Here is a 15,972-nt window from a genome sequence, read left to right as displayed (position 1 = left end):
GCAATAACTTGAATAACTTTTTTTACTTTACTGCTAACAAAAATTCCTGACCTTTATTGCCTTCAATTTTAATATTAGCACCTATAGCAGCCATTTTTTCCCGTAAATACGATATATAAACCCAGACTATCGATTCATCTACCTCTTTATCATCTTTCCAAACATGTGCAAAGATAATCTCTGTTGGCAATTTTTTCCCTTCATTAAGCATAAAAAATTTCATTAATTTTGTTTCTTTGCTTGATAAACGAATTGTATTTTTACAGGATAATTCTTGTTCTTCTATATCTAATTCCACTGAGCTAACAGAAAGCTTTGCTGGTGTATATGAATCATTACGTCTTGTCATAGAACGGATGCGTGCCAACAATTCTCCCATGGCAAACGGCTTAGTCAAATAATCATCCGCACCGGCATCAAGACCTGTAATTCTGTCATCAATTTCGGCTTTAGCCGTCAACATAATAGCTGGTGTTATATCACCACTATCACGCAAATATTTTAATGCATCAACCCCACTGAGTTTAGGCATCATAACGTCGAGAATAAAACAATCATATACATTACTCTGGGCTTTTTCTACAGCTGCCTGCCCATCATATACAGCATCCACTTCATAACCAGAATGAGCCAATATTGCCGCTAATGCAGCTGACATATCATGTTCATCTTCCGCCAATAATATTTTCATTTTCTGCGCTCCTTTACTATTCAGCATTAATCAAGTCTCGTATTGTCTGCATCGATACATCACATGCTGCCAATTCATCTGCACAGCGCTTTAATTCACGTTCTATCATCTTAGGATTTTTTATATCATGCTTATACTTCATCTGATGCTCCAAACTAGCCCACGAATCCATGGCAATAGTACGTATTTGTATCTCTGCAAAAAAACGGCCTGGCGTTCTTCCCTTTACGTCTTCATAAGGTTCTGTCAATTCAACAATCATATGATAACTGCGATATCCATTGGGCTTAACATTCTTTATGTAATCTTTTTCTTCAATGACATGACAGCCTGGCATAGCTTTTATATAATTAATATTTAAATATATATCCTTAATAAAACGGCAGACAATACGTATACCTATAGCATCATGCATATCCGACAGTGCCGCTTCAGCAGTAATCGGCAACCCTTTACGCTGACATTTTTCTATCATGCTTTGAGTTGATTTCACCCGATATATTAAATGCTCGTAAGCCATTTCATTAGTTTTAGCTTTTTCCTGTTCACTATAAGCCTGGATATATTTTATTAAATCACCTAAAATATTCTCTAAGATTGGCTCATATTTTCCATATATATTTTTCTTCATGCTTTCACCTCATTTTTCAGCCTATATTATTTAACAGAAATAAATATCTATTTTCTATAAATTTTGTGGTTTCAGCTATATTTTACCATATTTCTATCTCATATCGTTTATAAAAATCTCATAAGTTAATTTAATATTAACTTCAAAATACATACTCTTTGTGTTAGTAAATGCCATAAAAATATCATAGAACTGTCACACATGAATTATTTTGCTGTGTTATTATAAATACGTACTCAGTAAAACAATGAAAAACGGAGAACAAAACAATATGTTAAATTTAAAAAAGAAAAAAATCATGACACTTATGCTATCTGCATCTATGGCTGCAAGTATATTAGGAACCGCTGTTGTCTCAGCACATTCCAACGACAGACAATTGCCGCCAATACAGACTGAACAACAGCAAAATGAACAGAACACACCTTTACATAATGTTAATAAGCAATCCCAGCCACAGGATAATTCATCCCACAACAAAAAAATTCAAAACGCTCATTTAAACAATAATCAGCAGCAGAATAAACAGCATATACCTGACAATGGGTTCAATAATCAATCTAATCATCAAGAAAATATAAAACCTCAAACTGCCCAACTTAAAGATTCTCATCAGCAGGAATCTCACCAAAGTATGAATCAACAGGATATCAGAGATGGTGATACGCATAAAAAAATTACTACTCGACAAAACACTCCCTCAGACAATGAATTGCCGCAAAGCATTTCACATAATACTCAAATAAATGCACGCTAAAATTATATCAAAAAAGCTCTGTCATATAAGTGGCAGAGTTTTTTAATGTATTTTTTATCATCTTAAACGTTTGATTTACAACTTACTCATTACTTTTTTGAATAATAAATATGATTTTTCTGCCTATACAGCTCAAATAAATACATGTTATTTCTATAATACTGATAGACAATGCATCTACTAAATATATTTCATTCCCTAAACACATAAGACAAATACTATTATTTGCCTCATTTAGGTATATACTATAGAAAATTGCAAAAACACCTTATAGGGAATAACGCAGTATCTCTAGTATATATTAATACTTACAAAATTATTTGGAGGCTGAAAATGATGGCATTAATACAAAAAGAAATTCGCAATAATGTAGGCATTATTACCTTGGACAATCCTAAAAAATTAAACACACTCAGTGAAGAAATGGTAAACGATATTATTAAGGCCCTTGATGAATTTAGTGCCAAAAGACTCCCCGTTGTTGTTTTAAAAGCAACTGACGGCGTAAAAGTATGGTCGGCCGGACATGATGTAAAAGAACTGCCACGTAAAATGCGCGATCCATTAAGCTATTACGATTCATTGGAAAGAGTCTTACGCGCAGTTGAGCAATACTTAGGTCCAGTAATAGCCGTAGTGCACGGCAGCGTTTGGGGCGGTGCCTGTGATTTAACAATGACCTGCGATATGGTGATTGCCGATGATACCGCCAGTTTTGCCATGACTCCGGCAAAAATGGGCGTACCGTATAATCTTACCGGTATTTTGCATTTTATGAACCGCCTGCCGTTAAATATTGCTAAAGAAATGTTTTTTACTGCATCACCTCTGCTGGCTAAAAGAGCTCAGGAACTCGGCATTATCAACCATCTTGTGCCAGAAAAAGAACTGCTGGATTTTACGCTTGATATTGCCAAAACAATAATGTCACGTTCCCAATTATCAGTAGAAGTCATAAAAGAACAATTCCGTATTCTTTCCAAGGCTTTTCCTATCAGTCCCGCTGATTTCGAACGGGTGCAGGGACTCAGACGAAAAGTATATGACAGCCATGATTATGAAGAAGCCATTACAGCTTTCTTAGAAAAAAGACCGCCACATTTTAATGGTCAATAATATCCCAGTATATAAAAAACCGCAACTAAAATTATTTATGTTGCGGTTTTTTATATATTTATTTTAGTTAATAATAATTTAAAACAGTTTAATCTTTAACCAATTACTGCATCCCTGTTTTTAAGTGAAAGCGGCCAATCACCTTCCCATTTATAATTATCTCTTAATATCTTGGCACTGTATTTAAGACAAATTGGTACCACCGCATCAGGATATATTTTTTTCATTCTGCTAATTAAATCATCAGAATTAACCGATGCCTTTAATTCTCTTATAAAATTTTTCAAATATTTACGGGAAAATTCAATACCATCAGCAGTATATGCCCTATTATTCGGAGCATGCCCCGGAATAATAGTTTGTGGCTTCAAAGCTTCCAGTTTATCAAGATTAGTTAACCACTGCTGCCGTTCCTCTGGTGTTCTGGCATCAGCTACCCAAAGATGAGCATCGGAAAATACGGCATCACCGGCAACGAGTGTTTTAGTTTCCGGTATCCACAATGCTGTTAAATCCGGACAATCGCCTCTTAACAACCCAATTATTTCAACTTTCTCGCCTTCGATGGTTAAATACTTATCATCAACACGTTCTACATTAATAACTTCTTTGCAGCCATTACTGCCTAATACTTCATCTCCCCAGTAATGCACTTTCATGGCAAACGCGTCATTTATCTGCTCGGCTGTTTCTCTATAGGCAATTACACGGGCAGCAGGAAATGCTTGTTTTACAACACTTAACCCTAAATAATGGTCGGGATGAAGATGACTGATAAAAATTTGTTTTAATTCACGGCCTGTTTCTAAGATTTCTGCTACTAACCGATGAGCGTTGGAACAGCTGAATTGGGCATCAAATAAAAGTGCTTCATGTTCGCCATAAATAATGGTTGATGATACACCAAAACCGCCATATTGATCACTGCTTATGAATACTTTTGTATTTAATTTACTCATATAATAACACTCTTTTCTATAAAACATTTAATTTCCAACAAAATAATTTAGTATTTAACTTTCGCGAAAAATTATGCCCATGCCACTGCGTGGGTACTGCCATGATAATACACCGACCGGAGCTGCTGCCAAACATGTGCCACATTCCAAACAGGCCGCATACATAACATTGATACTGCCATCAGGCTGTTTGGAATAAACATGTGCCGGACATATCCGTATCAGTAAATCAACAGCATTACTCTTAGCAGCTGCTTCCTGATTAACTTTGATATGAGATTCCTCTATATCTGTTTCATAGCGGTCTTTATCCAGCCGTTCTGTAACATCACCAAATGGATTTTTATTCATAATGCCCTCACCCCGGTATACATATCTTTTATCAGTTGAAATGCACTAAGCTGATTTTTCTTTATTATCTTAAGTCCCTCGGACATCATATGCTGTCTTGGTGTTGTATCAAGATTATAAATATTATACATAATATCACCAAGAAGCGGTCCATAATTTTTATACATGCGCGGATTTTCTAAAAATACTGGCATTTTAGCATATGTTTTCATGTCTTTACCGACAACTATATTATTAAGTTCTGTATAATAGGCATCCATTGCTGCCTGAGAAAAATCCTTCTTGCTTAGTACCTCATCAACTACTTTGGCTGCGGCAATACCTGAACCTGCTGCCAAATCCATTCCCCGTACAGTACTGCCGGTATTTAATGCGAGTCCGGCAGCATCGCCTATTACAATCAAACCAGCACGAGTTAAATCATGCAGCATGGCTTGACCGCCTTCCGGTACCATATGGCAACCATATTCGAGTAATTCACCCCCGCGCAGTAATGGCTCAATGGCCGGATGTGATAAAAATCTGTCATGTAAATCCGAGGCACTTTCACTACTTTCTGCCAAAGCATCAATTTTTACAACTACACCAATAGATATTGAATCACTATTGGTGTAAATAAATCCACCGCCATTAAGTCCATTGGTACAATCACCAACCACTGCGTAGGCTGCCCCTTCATTTTCTTTTAAATGGAATCGTTCTTCAATAGTATCTTTTGGTAATCCAATAACAGATTTTATACCAACGGCTAAATTTTCCAGAAGTTCTCTGGTTCGAATTCCAGCATTACGACAAAGCATTGAATTTACTCCATCCGCCGCAATTACTACATGTGAATATAATTTATCATCGCCTGCCTGTATACCAACAACTTTATCGCCATCCATAAGAAGTTCATCTACTCTTATTCCTGGCATAAATGTAACTCCGGCATCTTCACATTGCTGAGCCAGCCATTCATCAAGCTTAGCCCGTTTTACCGAAACTGCTGTAACAGAATTTTCCAACCGCGCATCACCATAGTTGATATTTACAAAAGATGATTCATTAAGAAAGCTAATGCAATTGCGGGTAATATATCTTTCTATAGGAGCTTTTTTTACAAAATCAGGAATAACATCCTCCATAACACGGCAGTAAAAAACTCCACCTGATAAATTTTTACTGCCGGCACTTTGTCCACGTTCAGCTAATAAAACTGAATATCCTTTATCAGCCAGTTTTAATGCTGCAACACAACCAGCTATGCCCGCGCCAACAATGATGACTTCAAAATCTACTTCATTATTAACATTATTTTCCATTTGGGCATCCTCCTTTTTATTCTCAGTACTTTGCTATAAAATCTGATTAAAAATCAAGCACCAAGAGTTTTTATGATATGACGGGCTGCTACACGTCCTGATGCATGGGCAAAACCATTAGCTGTCCCCGGAACATCAAGATTATAAGTATCACCATAAAGACCGCTGGCATCATTACCAACTGCATATAAACCAGTGATAGGTTTATATTTTTCATCAGTTACCTGCATATTGCCATTTACACGAATACCACCATCGGATACAAGAACACTTGGTGCCATATTTATGGCATAAAATGGGCCTTTGCGCACATGACGCAGGAATTTACTCGGCTTAAAGAACAATGAATCATAATGATTGTCACAAGCTTCATTATATTCTTTTACAGTATCAGCTAATACCTGTGCATCAAGTCCCATTGATTTAGCTAATTCTTCAATACTATTACCCTTCCATGCAATACCGGCTTCAACATCCTGATCTAGTTCGGTCTGCAGACGGGTAAGTTTCATATGGTATTCAATAAAATCGCCAAGGCCAATATCTGAACCATCGTTCATAAGATGCTGAATTGTATCACTGTCAATAATGGCATAGACAGTTCCCTGCGGCTGCATAGCAATAGTATTACCAGCATCAGCAAAACTCATGGCTACTTCTTCACTGGCAAAACGCTTACCAGTTTTATTTACCCACAATACTGGTTGTGAACCAGCACCGCTTACATGTGACGTAAGCGTTTTGGTACGGGCACAGGGAATAATCATTATTGGTCCGATATTATCGGTATCAGCACCAATTTCCAAAGCCATATTTAAACCATCGCCGGTATTTTCTGTAGGTACACACTGATATGTATAGTCTGCTGAACGATACAACCAGGAATATTTTTTTACAAGTTCCGGACTATTACCATAGCCGCCCGATGCCAAAACAACATCTTTACAGCCGATATTAATTCTGTTACCCTTGGAATCAAGAGCCTGCACACCAACTACAGCATTATCTTTCATCAATAATTTTTTAGCCGGTGTTGATGTAAAGATATCTACGCCAGCATTAACGCAGGCACGCAATAATACTTCCTGCATATGTTCACCTAAACCTTCTGGTCGGTGGAATGTATATAATTCATGCGGCTGATCATAAGCATAAATATTTACATCTGTATATTCTATGCCTAATTTTTTCATAAGATCGATTGTTTCTGCTGTATTACTTACCTGCATACGTACAACATCAGTATTAGCACGATGATGGCTGTAATCTATATAACGTTTGAAACCCTCTTCCTTACTGGGAAACTGCTTTCCTTCCGGCAGTTTACGAGTTTTTTGTTCACTCGATTCAAAAGCGGCCTGTCCTTCAGCATAAATAGATGTACCACCAGTATGTTCCATTTTTTCCAGCAATGCTACACTAAGTCCGCCTTTAGCTGCGGTAAGGGCTGCTGATTTACCAGAACCACCCCCGCCAATAACTACCACATCATATTCAATATCAAAAGTCATGTCTTTTTCAGCCATATTTTCTCCCACTTTCTTTAAGTAATTTTAATTAAGCATGTTTAAAAGCTTCCATCAAAGCTGGGGCAATTTTATGAAAATCACCCACAATTCCATAATCACAGTTCTTAAATATTCTGGCATCAGGATCATTATTTACTGCAACAATCACCTGGGCATCGCGTATGCCCGACATGTGCTGCGGCTGCCCCGATATTCCCATAGCAATATAAAGCTGTGGTGCAATCTGATGATGCGAAGATCCAATAACCCGTTGTGATGGGAACCAGCGCATATCATCACAAATTGGTAATGTACAAGCTATTTCGGCATCTGCTGCAGCTACCAGATCTTCTATCATTTTTAAATCATCTTTAGCTGTTACGCCCATGCCAACACCGATAACTCTGTCGGCATTTTCTATACCAGCTTCATTACTGCTGCCAGCCTTTTCTACTATTTTTGCATCTGCAGTTGGCGCATCAAGTACTATATTTTCTATAGCTGGTGCTGCTTCAGCTGACATATCTTCATCATCACCATCAAAAACAGCACTTATTTTACCGGAAATTTCTATATCTTCCAACACTTTACCTTCTACTGCACTTCTTACTGCTGTTAATACATTGCCATTTTTACTTAATGCCCGAACATTGCTGACTACAGCCGCATCAAGCTGCCGGGCAATAGTACCGAGAATAACACGTGCTGTTGGTGCATCGGTAGCTATTACAACATCCGGTGCTTCTTCTTTGGCTTTAATTGCAATTTGGCGGGCATAAACTTCACGGGGAACATTTTCAGCAGCAGCAAAAAACATTATTTTATCAAAACTATATTTAGCTGCTGTTTGCGCTAATGCCTGTGAACCTATTACTACAGCTACTGCTTGTCCTTCCAAATTACGGACTGCATTAAGCATACCGCCTATACGACGTTCATCAACAATAATAATCCAGCTATTCATATATCTATCTCCTTCAATTTCTCATGATGTATATTTCTTATAGTACTCCGTCCGTATGCAAAGCTGTCATCAACTGCTGACAGGCTGCAACTGCATCACTGCCATCAATAATCTGTGCAGGTGGTGTATCAGGTAATCTTGTTCCCTGCGAAACTGCTTTTGAACTATGTTCCACTGTTAAATCGGCGATCGTAATTTTATCAACTGGTTTTTTACGGGCAGCAATTACATCCTTTAAACCTGGTGCATTTTTTTCAGAATGCGTTGCTGATACCGCCAGTAAAACAGGAACTTTTACTTCTATCACTTGTGCTGTATTACCTGATTTTTGTGTTACTTTTAAGGTATCCCCATTATTTTCCACTGAAGTTATACCAGCCAGGCAAAGCATATCAAGCTGACCTGCTAATGCTGCAACAGCGCCGTAATCCCAGTCAGAATCGCCAATAATAACCACATCAACAGCAGCTAATTTTTTTATTTCAGCTGATAAAACAGCCGCTGTTGCGGCACTGTCTGAATCAACTGTTGCATCGGTAACAACTATGGTATGTGCTGCACCTCTGGCTGCCGACCAGGTATTATCGCCATCACCTATTGTCAGAGCAATAACTTCCCCACCTTGTGCTATAGTTGCAGCTGTTTCCATAACTGCCGGATCATCATCATTTACCGACATTTTTACACCCTGCCAGTTTACTTTCCCATCATTACTTACACGAGCATCCTGTGGATTCTTCTGCCATTTAAAAACTGTAACTATCTTCATCTATTATTATCTCCCTTATTGTCGTAATCAATGTGCTGTCTGTCCGGCATCTACCGGATTTTCCTACATATCCTTCACATCCTTATTTTCAACTTTAGATTATATATTTATTATATGTCGCTTTATAGCTGCATAGATAACAACTATTTTTTACCGAGAGTAAACTAACTATTTACACCATCAGTACCAATCATTAATTTAATTAATGATAAGATAATTATTATTTTATATAAACTATTTCTATTGCTCGATTATTAAAACTTATCAATACTTTTCTTCACATAGAATAAATTTCAATATATAATAAAAATATATACAATTCTTATAATTTTTTTTATAAATTTTAATAAATCTATTATAAATTAAACTAATATCTACAGGAGGAATAATATTGACCATACGCGATTTAACATTTTTTCTGGCTGTCTGCCAAAAACACAGCATTCGTAAAGCTGCCAAAACGCTTTTTATTACTCCGCAAGGTCTGAGCAAAGAAATAAAAAAACTGGAACATGAGCTGCAAACGCCGCTTTTTTACCGAAATTCCAGTGGTATAGTCGTTACTGATTTTGGTAAAGTTGTAAAAAAATATGCTGAAATCATACTAGATAATGTCAACCATATGCAAACTGACCTCGATAGATTAAAAAACACTACCTATAATCAAATTCCTATTGCCTGTGCCTATGGTGTAATCAGTGCCTTATCCCCAGAATACCTGCTTGAATATAAACAAATTAATCCTGCTATCGAACTAAATATACATGAATATCCTGATTTATTAGTAGAAAACGCTGTTTGGGAAGAAAAAGCTACTATTGGTTTTACTATCGGTCCTGTCGATGAGAACAAGTTCGATGCCTTTCTCATAAAAAAACATGACTTAAAACTACTCGTAAATCAAAAAAATCCTTTAGGTAGAAAAAAGAGCATTGACTTTAGCGATTTAAAAAATGAAAAATTTATTTTAGTTAACAATAAATTTAAGACTCATCAAAATATACTCAACCGATGCCATGCGGCAAATTATGAACCTAATATCTGCATGTCAGTATCGGAAATCAGTATGGCCCATAAATACTGCAATTTAAATTACGGCATTGCGGTTACTGTCGATTACATAATTCAGGATCTGCAATTTGATAAAATAAAAGCCCTGCCCTTCAGCGACAAGACTTGTACCTGGGATATTTATATGATTGTAAAAAAAGACATTTACTTAAGTGATATTGTTAAAAATTTTATTAACAATATCAAAGCACAAATTATCAACTAAATCAGCATCATTTACATTGGATAATATCAACATTTTAGATCTGTATGTTTACAAAAAAAGTAGTAGAGCACTAAAAATAAGTGCTCTACTACTTTTTTGTTTTACTACAATAATTTAATCAAATATAAAATTTATATTCTGCCAAACATTTTTTTATTGCCGCTGTTGTATCACTAAAAATCACACCAGCTCTGGCTGCTTTATCGGTATTTATTCTAATATCACGAGCTTTTTGCGCATATTTAACAGTGTCTTCTGACAATAGTTCAGGTAAACGCTGCTCTAATCCCAATTCTTTTATTATTTCAGCTGTAATTTCATAACGACTCTTATTATTTTGTGCGCCAATGTTATAAGTTCCATAAGGAATTTTAAATATTTTTTCCATATTTTCTATTACCTCCTGCACATAGGTCATCCCGCGAAATTCATTTTTAGAGGCTTTAACCGGCTTATTCTGTAATATGGATTTTATTGTACCCCAAATTATATTATCTGACATCCCACAATTGCGCTGCGGCAGGCCAAACAGCCAGGTAAACCTAAGTATCCATAGTTCCGGCAATATTTCCTGCAATAATTTTTCTGCCTTAAGTTTAGTTTGTCCATAAACTGTATCAGGAACTGCCCTGTGATTTTCACTATATGGTCCAGCTTCATCATTGCCATTAAATACCTGCTCGCTGCTGATAAAAACCATTTGTGCATCTATTTCTTTAGCTGCATGTGCCAAATATACCGTGCCATCTACATTTATTTTATGAGCAATATCAGGATGTTCATTACAATAATCCGTGGAGGCTACAGCAGCCGTATGAATAATTATATCGGGAACAAATGCCGCAATCACTTTATTCACTGATGCTTCATCTGTTACATCCAGTTCTTTATGCCCCGGCGCAAATATTTCATATTTGTTTTTATAAAAATCTACAAATCTCGATGCAAAAAAACCCTGTCCGCCAGTAATCAATATTTTCATGCTAATCACCTTTCATCTTTAATAATAATTTTATTAATTTTCTGTCCGATAATTTTTGAGCATTGTCATAACAAGTTCATGATCTTCTTGCTGTGACATCCCCGATACAGTAACAACACCAACTACGCCTGTCCCTTGCAGATAAATAGGCACCGCTCCACCCGCTGCCGTAAATTTATCTACCGGCAAACCATACCGTTCTGCCGGACTTTGTTGTTTTTGTTCAAGATAAAGTGCCGTTGCATAAGACGAATGACCTGTATAGTATACAAGATTTTCCTTGCGCAATACCCAATTATCATTTTCAACTGCCGTTCCGTCACAAGCATATTGAAATAAAACATGATGATTTACCGATATACGTATTACCAATATCTTATCATTATTCATTGCCCATTTAACTAATAAATTACCCAGATTCCAAGCATCTTTGGCATTAAAAGATTTAATACCAGTATTTTTTTCCATTTCGTAAATTTTTTCTACCTCTGTCATTTATTTTCCCCCATTATATTTTATCTGGTGCAACTAATTGTTCATGCCCATTAATATTGCTGGCAGCATCCTGTTTTTCGGTAAGCAGTAACAGAAATAATGCTTCAATTATTGCCAATGCCGGAATTCTTGTAAAACTTACTTTTTCAATAAAAAGTATCTCCCTAGTCGCTGTTGTCAAATGATAGTCACCCTTTTGTGCCAACGGTGATTTATTATGATTGGTTATTGCCACAACTATAGCACCTTTGCTAATGGCAATATCTGCCAATTCCAACAAATGTCGTGATGCACCTGATGCCGATATTGCTATAATGACATCATTTTCTTTTAATGTTCGTCCCAAAGCCAGCTGTGTTTCCCAAATTGGCGCACTAAGAGCAGTAATTCCCAGCTGATTAAATTTATAAGCACCATCCATAGCCGCTGGAATAGTATTTCCCATTGCCGCAAACAGTACTGTTTTGGCTGTTAATATTTTTTTTATTACATCTGCTACAACTTTTCCTTCAATCTGTTTAAATGTCTGCTCAATCTCTTCTATTTTATTTTTCATGATTATCTGCAATGAATTGTCCATATTATTCACGGACAATTCACCTTTTAATGGTTCTTTTGCTTCATCAAGCATCTCACGCGCAATTTGTATCTTCAGCTGATGAAAACCTGTACAGCCGCATTTTTTACAAAAACGTACTACAGTAGCCACACTTGTTCCAGTTGCAGCAGCCAATTCAGATACGGTCTGCTCCAGAACATCATTTTGGTTAGCTATAACAAAATCTGCCACTTTTTTTTCTGCCTCAAATAATTCAGGGTAAATTGCATATATGTTATTAATAGTTTGCATATATTCTCCTTGTCGTAAATTTATTTCGTCTATTTAATTATGGCGAAACTTTTTTACGACTTTATTATATAATTAAATTTCACTTTTTGCAATAAAAAAAGTTTCAATATATCAACCTAGATAATTGAAACTCTTTCTTTTATTTCTGTATCTTTTTTAATTTTATATTACACAATATTGCTCCAGCAACTACAACAGCACCACCTCTAAGCTATATAAGATTAAAATTTTTTCATTTATAATCTCTCCAATAAAAAATTGTATTGCAATTGTTTATTTTAGATCTGTTAATATTTATTGTAAATATTAATTATTGCTTATTTTAAATAAAATTATGTTATAATTAACACTACTAACTGCTTTATTTGCAAAGGATATTTACATATGCCGCGTACAACACTAAAGAATATTGCTCAAGCTGCCGGGCTCTCAACAACAACTGTTTCTCTTGTTCTAAACGATAAACCGCATCATATTTCCAAAAAAAAATGTCAATTAGTAAAAGATCTCGCCATAAAAATGAATTACCGCCCCAACCGTCTAGCTGTAGGTCTAATAAAAAAACAAAGCAAGAACATTGGCCTAATTGTGCCTGATATTAGCAATGCTTTTTTTGCCGAAATGACAAAAGGTGTTGAAGATATCGTCCGCAGTAATAAGTATAATCTATTGCTATGCAATTCCAATGGCCGAAATAATTTGGAGTTAGAATGTATTAATATGCTGGCCGACAGCAGTGTTGACGGCCTTATTATCACCATGTCTCCAGAAAGCTTTGGGGCAAAAGAACAACTTAGTCTTAATGCTTTAAAATCACTTGGTCTACATGCAGTAATAGTTGATTCTTTCAATGAAATAAATCAATTCAGCACAGTTTCCATTGATAATTTTCAGGCTGCCTGCTCTGCGGTAGAATATTTGATATCATTGGGACATAAACGCATTGCCTGTATTACTGGTCCTATCGGCCCAAAAACAACAGAAAACCGTTTAAACGGCTACAAATATTCTCTAAAAAAACATAATATCAGCTATAATGAAAATATGGTTTTTCATGGTGACTACCATTATCAAAGTGGCTATGATGCTGTTGCTGTACTACTTGCCAATAAACCAACTGCTATATTTTGCTTAAATGACCAGATGGCTTATGGTGCTGTCAAAGCTTTAAAAAAACAGGGATTGCGTGTACCTGATGATATATCCGTGATTGGGTTTGATAATATCTTTTTTTCCCAAATGGTTGAAGTCCCATTAAGTACAGTTAGCCAGCCTATATATAAACTTGGCGAAAAAGCCGCCCAAATTTTAATTACCGAACTTACTACTAAGCAAAAAACACAGCATCTTGTCCTTGAACATACTCTAAAAATAAGACAGAGCACCGCTAAAATAAATAATTAAAAAATTGACCACTTATATGTACTTACAACATATAAGTGGTCAATTTTCTTTAATTTATATTAGTTATTTTTTAATTCATATTTATGTTCAAAATAGAAATATGATGTTACTATAATATAACAAATCATTGGTACTAAGAAAGAAATCTGCATTGAGCCGCTTAAATCAGAAACAAACCCTTGAATTGCCGGAATAAAGGCACCGCCGACAATCGCCATAACAATAAAAGCACCGGCTGTTTCTGTATACTTTTTATCAGCAACAGTATCGAGGGTATGGGCATAAATAGTAGGCCATTCCGGCCCAAAGAAGAAACTGGTAAGTATAGCCATATACACTGCTGTCATATTAGGAATAGTAGCCGTAAGCAACAATGTTATTGTTCCTAATGCCGAATAAATCGTCAATACCTTTGTTACCGAGAATTTATGCATAAAATAATTGGCAAATAATTTGCCGATAAACCATGCAATATAGCTATATATCATGAAAGTGGCGGCATCGCTGTCACTTATTGAGTTATTGAGATTTAATGCCAAACGGATTGTAAACGACCATACCGCTGTCTGCATTCCTACATAAAAGAATTGAGCCATAACACCTTTTTTAAAGCGAGCATTTTTCATTAAATACTGCAGTGTTTCTTTAAGACTTGGTCTTTTTTCTTGATTATCCTTATTAATTGCTTTAGAAGCAGGCATTGGTGTCAATGCTAAAATAATTAAAATAACTAATAAAATAACTAATATGTATTTATAAGGCTGTAAAGTAAGCTGCAGCATTTGTTCACCATAAGCAATGCGTTCAGCCCCATGCAAATTACTCATTTCGGCAGCCAAATTACCTACGGAACCAAAGATAAGAAATTTACCAAGTACAATCCCGGCAATATCACCAAGCGGCACTAACGTTTGGGAAATATTTAAACGAATATTAGCTGATTTTTTTGGTCCAAGCATCGAACTATATGTATCACAAGAAGTTTCCAAAAAACTAAGTCCTACAGCAATAGCAAAAATTGCTACCAGGAACATACTGTATGTCGCTATCTGGGACGCAGGGAAAAACAGGCTGCAGCCAACAATATAAAATATAAGACCTAACATGATAGCAAATTTATAGCTGCTCTTTTTTATGACCAGCGATGCCGGAATTGCTATTAAAAAATAGCCGCCATAAAAAGCACTCTGCACAAAAGCTGTTGCTGCATCATTTAGCATAAATACTGTCTTAAACTGCGTAATTAAAATATCATTTAAACTGGCCGCAGCTCCCCATAAAGGAAAAATCAGCGATACTAAAATAAATTGGAATATCGGGGTTCTGTCCAAATAACCATCAGAAAGCTGTACCCAATTACGTTTGGAAAAAAAATTCATTATTACTCTCCCATATTAAATATTTTACTTATGAATATATATAATATGGCTGCCGCACATTAATAAAAAATTGTATCAATATATATACACTATTTTAAAATAAGCTTTCATACAGCAGCCATTTTTTAACATTTTTAAAAAGTTACACCTGATTCTAAAATCACATTAGCAAATGGCGTCATTTCACCGGTGCGAACAAAAGCATGTGTTTTTGCTAAATCTTTCTTTAACTGTGTATGTGGTACAAACACAACTTCTACATCAGGCATCAATGCTTTTACCGCTGCCAGCTGTTCTTTGTTTTCTGTCTTTATTTCTTCCGCCAAATATATTTTTTGCACTTTAAGCTCTGTTAATATGTTTTTTAATACATCAATAAAGCTTGGCAGCTGCTGTGCTAAAGCCAAATCTATCTTTTTTACTCCCATTGGTACCGGCATACCAGCATCACCTACAGATAACCAGTCCATATGACCCATTCCAGCAATGACTGCTGCTAATTCTGAATTGATTACACCTGTCTTTTTCACATTTAT

At 35.9% G+C, this 15,972-nt stretch carries 17 protein-coding genes; 4 read left to right on the top strand and 13 right to left on the bottom strand.

Annotated elements, in window-relative coordinates; translation table 11 throughout:
- Positions 1-22: 22 nt before the first annotated feature.
- Both HNR32_RS03945 and HNR32_RS03940 read right to left on the bottom strand, forming a co-directional pair.
- Positions 23-718 carry a response regulator transcription factor gene (locus HNR32_RS03945; protein WP_260162436.1) on the bottom strand — a complete coding sequence of 232 codons (696 nt, stop codon included), beginning with the start codon at positions 716-718 and terminating at the stop codon, positions 23-25.
- Entirely contained in the window at positions 708-1,322 is a 615-nt protein-coding gene (locus tag HNR32_RS03940) for a GTP pyrophosphokinase (RefSeq protein ID WP_183859885.1), read from the bottom strand. The genes HNR32_RS03945 and HNR32_RS03940 overlap by 11 nt, the downstream gene beginning before the upstream one ends.
- A 271-nt stretch (positions 1,323-1,593) precedes the next feature.
- On the opposite strand from HNR32_RS03940, the gene HNR32_RS03935 reads away from it, so the two are divergent.
- Both HNR32_RS03935 and scpB read left to right on the top strand, forming a co-directional pair.
- Positions 1,594-2,079, top strand: a complete 486-nt coding sequence (locus HNR32_RS03935) for a hypothetical protein (protein ID WP_183859883.1) — start codon at positions 1,594-1,596, stop codon at positions 2,077-2,079.
- A gap of 333 nt (positions 2,080-2,412) precedes the next feature.
- Positions 2,413-3,195 (top strand): methylmalonyl-CoA decarboxylase, encoded by a 783-nt coding sequence (gene scpB, locus HNR32_RS03930; RefSeq protein ID WP_231038106.1) that lies wholly within the window; start codon positions 2,413-2,415, stop codon positions 3,193-3,195.
- A 95-nt stretch (positions 3,196-3,290) separates the two neighbouring features.
- Here the strand turns inward: scpB and HNR32_RS03925 are convergent, their stop codons facing one another.
- Genes HNR32_RS03925 through HNR32_RS03900 form a run of 6 tightly spaced genes read right to left on the bottom strand, consistent with a single transcriptional unit; the run spans position 3,291 to position 9,050 of the window.
- Entirely contained in the window at positions 3,291-4,154 is an 864-nt protein-coding gene (locus tag HNR32_RS03925; RefSeq protein ID WP_183859881.1) for an MBL fold metallo-hydrolase, read from the bottom strand.
- Positions 4,155-4,208: 54 nt separating this feature from the next.
- Positions 4,209-4,505: a ferredoxin family protein gene (locus HNR32_RS03920; RefSeq protein ID WP_183859879.1), complete on the bottom strand. Its 297-nt coding sequence runs from the start codon at positions 4,503-4,505 to the stop codon at positions 4,209-4,211.
- On the bottom strand, positions 4,502-5,809 hold the full coding sequence (locus HNR32_RS03915; protein WP_183859877.1) for an FAD-dependent oxidoreductase: 1,308 nt from the start codon (positions 5,807-5,809) through the stop codon (positions 4,502-4,504). The genes HNR32_RS03920 and HNR32_RS03915 overlap by 4 nt, the downstream gene beginning before the upstream one ends.
- Positions 5,810-5,862: 53 nt before the next feature.
- Positions 5,863-7,335, bottom strand: a complete 1,473-nt coding sequence (locus HNR32_RS03910) for an FAD-dependent oxidoreductase (RefSeq protein WP_183859875.1) — start codon at positions 7,333-7,335, stop codon at positions 5,863-5,865.
- Positions 7,336-7,366: 31 nt separating this feature from the next.
- Complete coding sequence (locus HNR32_RS03905; protein WP_183859873.1) at positions 7,367-8,281, bottom strand: electron transfer flavoprotein subunit alpha/FixB family protein; 915 nt, start codon at positions 8,279-8,281, stop codon at positions 7,367-7,369.
- A 37-nt stretch (positions 8,282-8,318) separates the two neighbouring features.
- Positions 8,319-9,050 (bottom strand): electron transfer flavoprotein subunit beta/FixA family protein, encoded by a 732-nt coding sequence (locus HNR32_RS03900; protein WP_183859871.1) that lies wholly within the window; start codon positions 9,048-9,050, stop codon positions 8,319-8,321.
- A 391-nt stretch (positions 9,051-9,441) separates the two neighbouring features.
- Between HNR32_RS03900 and HNR32_RS03895 the strand changes: the two genes are divergently transcribed.
- Entirely contained in the window at positions 9,442-10,326 is an 885-nt protein-coding gene (locus tag HNR32_RS03895) for a LysR family transcriptional regulator (RefSeq protein WP_183859869.1), read from the top strand.
- Between the two features lie 118 nt (positions 10,327-10,444).
- Here the strand turns inward: HNR32_RS03895 and HNR32_RS03890 are convergent, their stop codons facing one another.
- Genes HNR32_RS03890 through HNR32_RS03880 form a run of 3 tightly spaced genes read right to left on the bottom strand, consistent with a single transcriptional unit; the run spans position 10,445 to position 12,653 of the window.
- The gene (locus HNR32_RS03890) at positions 10,445-11,308 is read right to left on the bottom strand and encodes an SDR family oxidoreductase (protein ID WP_196611090.1); all 864 of its coding nucleotides are present in this window, start codon (positions 11,306-11,308) and stop codon (positions 10,445-10,447) included.
- Positions 11,309-11,341: 33 nt separating this feature from the next.
- Complete coding sequence (locus HNR32_RS03885; RefSeq protein ID WP_183859867.1) at positions 11,342-11,803, bottom strand: heme-degrading domain-containing protein; 462 nt, start codon at positions 11,801-11,803, stop codon at positions 11,342-11,344.
- Positions 11,804-11,816: 13 nt separating this feature from the next.
- On the bottom strand, positions 11,817-12,653 hold the full coding sequence (locus tag HNR32_RS03880) for a MurR/RpiR family transcriptional regulator (RefSeq protein ID WP_183859865.1): 837 nt from the start codon (positions 12,651-12,653) through the stop codon (positions 11,817-11,819).
- A 384-nt stretch (positions 12,654-13,037) separates the two neighbouring features.
- Between HNR32_RS03880 and HNR32_RS03875 the strand changes: the two genes are divergently transcribed.
- On the top strand, positions 13,038-14,057 hold the full coding sequence (locus tag HNR32_RS03875) for a LacI family DNA-binding transcriptional regulator (RefSeq protein WP_183859863.1): 1,020 nt from the start codon (positions 13,038-13,040) through the stop codon (positions 14,055-14,057).
- A 59-nt stretch (positions 14,058-14,116) separates the two neighbouring features.
- On the opposite strand, the gene fucP is transcribed toward HNR32_RS03875, so the two are convergent.
- Both fucP and rbsD read right to left on the bottom strand, forming a co-directional pair.
- Complete coding sequence (gene fucP / locus HNR32_RS03870) at positions 14,117-15,436, bottom strand: L-fucose:H+ symporter permease (RefSeq protein ID WP_183859861.1); 1,320 nt, start codon at positions 15,434-15,436, stop codon at positions 14,117-14,119.
- 134 nt (positions 15,437-15,570) lie between these two features.
- Complete coding sequence (gene rbsD, locus HNR32_RS03865; protein ID WP_183859859.1) at positions 15,571-15,966, bottom strand: D-ribose pyranase; 396 nt, start codon at positions 15,964-15,966, stop codon at positions 15,571-15,573.
- Positions 15,967-15,972 lie beyond the last annotated feature (6 nt).

Origin of the sequence: Pectinatus brassicae (assembly GCF_014201835.1) — a bacterium.
Lineage (GTDB): Bacteria > Bacillota > Negativicutes > Selenomonadales > Selenomonadaceae > Pectinatus > Pectinatus brassicae.
The sequence above is the reverse complement of the archived record's forward strand: the minus strand, read 5'-3'. Positions and strand labels throughout refer to the sequence as shown.

Bases quoted from the DNA above. Each gene is read 5' to 3' on its own strand.
- HNR32_RS03935 (WP_183859883.1), top strand. From the start codon at position 1,594: ATGTTAAATTTAAAAAAGAAAAAAATCATGACACTTATGCTATCTGCA.
- HNR32_RS03900 (WP_183859871.1), bottom strand. From the start codon at position 9,050: ATGAAGATAGTTACAGTTTTTAAATGGCAGAAGAATCCACAGGATGCT.
- HNR32_RS03905 (WP_183859873.1), bottom strand. From the start codon at position 8,281: ATGAATAGCTGGATTATTATTGTTGATGAACGTCGTATAGGCGGTATG.
- HNR32_RS03915 (WP_183859877.1), bottom strand. From the start codon at position 5,809: ATGGAAAATAATGTTAATAATGAAGTAGATTTTGAAGTCATCATTGTT.
- fucP (WP_183859861.1), bottom strand. From the start codon at position 15,436: ATGAATTTTTTTTCCAAACGTAATTGGGTACAGCTTTCTGATGGTTAT.
- HNR32_RS03925 (WP_183859881.1), bottom strand. From the start codon at position 4,154: ATGAGTAAATTAAATACAAAAGTATTCATAAGCAGTGATCAATATGGC.
- HNR32_RS03890 (WP_196611090.1), bottom strand. From the start codon at position 11,308: ATGAAAATATTGATTACTGGCGGACAGGGTTTTTTTGCATCGAGATTT.
- HNR32_RS03910 (WP_183859875.1), bottom strand. From the start codon at position 7,335: ATGGCTGAAAAAGACATGACTTTTGATATTGAATATGATGTGGTAGTT.
- scpB (WP_231038106.1), top strand. From the start codon at position 2,413: ATGATGGCATTAATACAAAAAGAAATTCGCAATAATGTAGGCATTATT.
- HNR32_RS03875 (WP_183859863.1), top strand. From the start codon at position 13,038: ATGCCGCGTACAACACTAAAGAATATTGCTCAAGCTGCCGGGCTCTCA.
- HNR32_RS03885 (WP_183859867.1), bottom strand. From the start codon at position 11,803: ATGACAGAGGTAGAAAAAATTTACGAAATGGAAAAAAATACTGGTATT.
- HNR32_RS03880 (WP_183859865.1), bottom strand. From the start codon at position 12,653: ATGCAAACTATTAATAACATATATGCAATTTACCCTGAATTATTTGAG.
- HNR32_RS03940 (WP_183859885.1), bottom strand. From the start codon at position 1,322: ATGAAGAAAAATATATATGGAAAATATGAGCCAATCTTAGAGAATATT.
- HNR32_RS03945 (WP_260162436.1), bottom strand. From the start codon at position 718: ATGCTGAATAGTAAAGGAGCGCAGAAAATGAAAATATTATTGGCGGAA.
- HNR32_RS03920 (WP_183859879.1), bottom strand. From the start codon at position 4,505: ATGAATAAAAATCCATTTGGTGATGTTACAGAACGGCTGGATAAAGAC.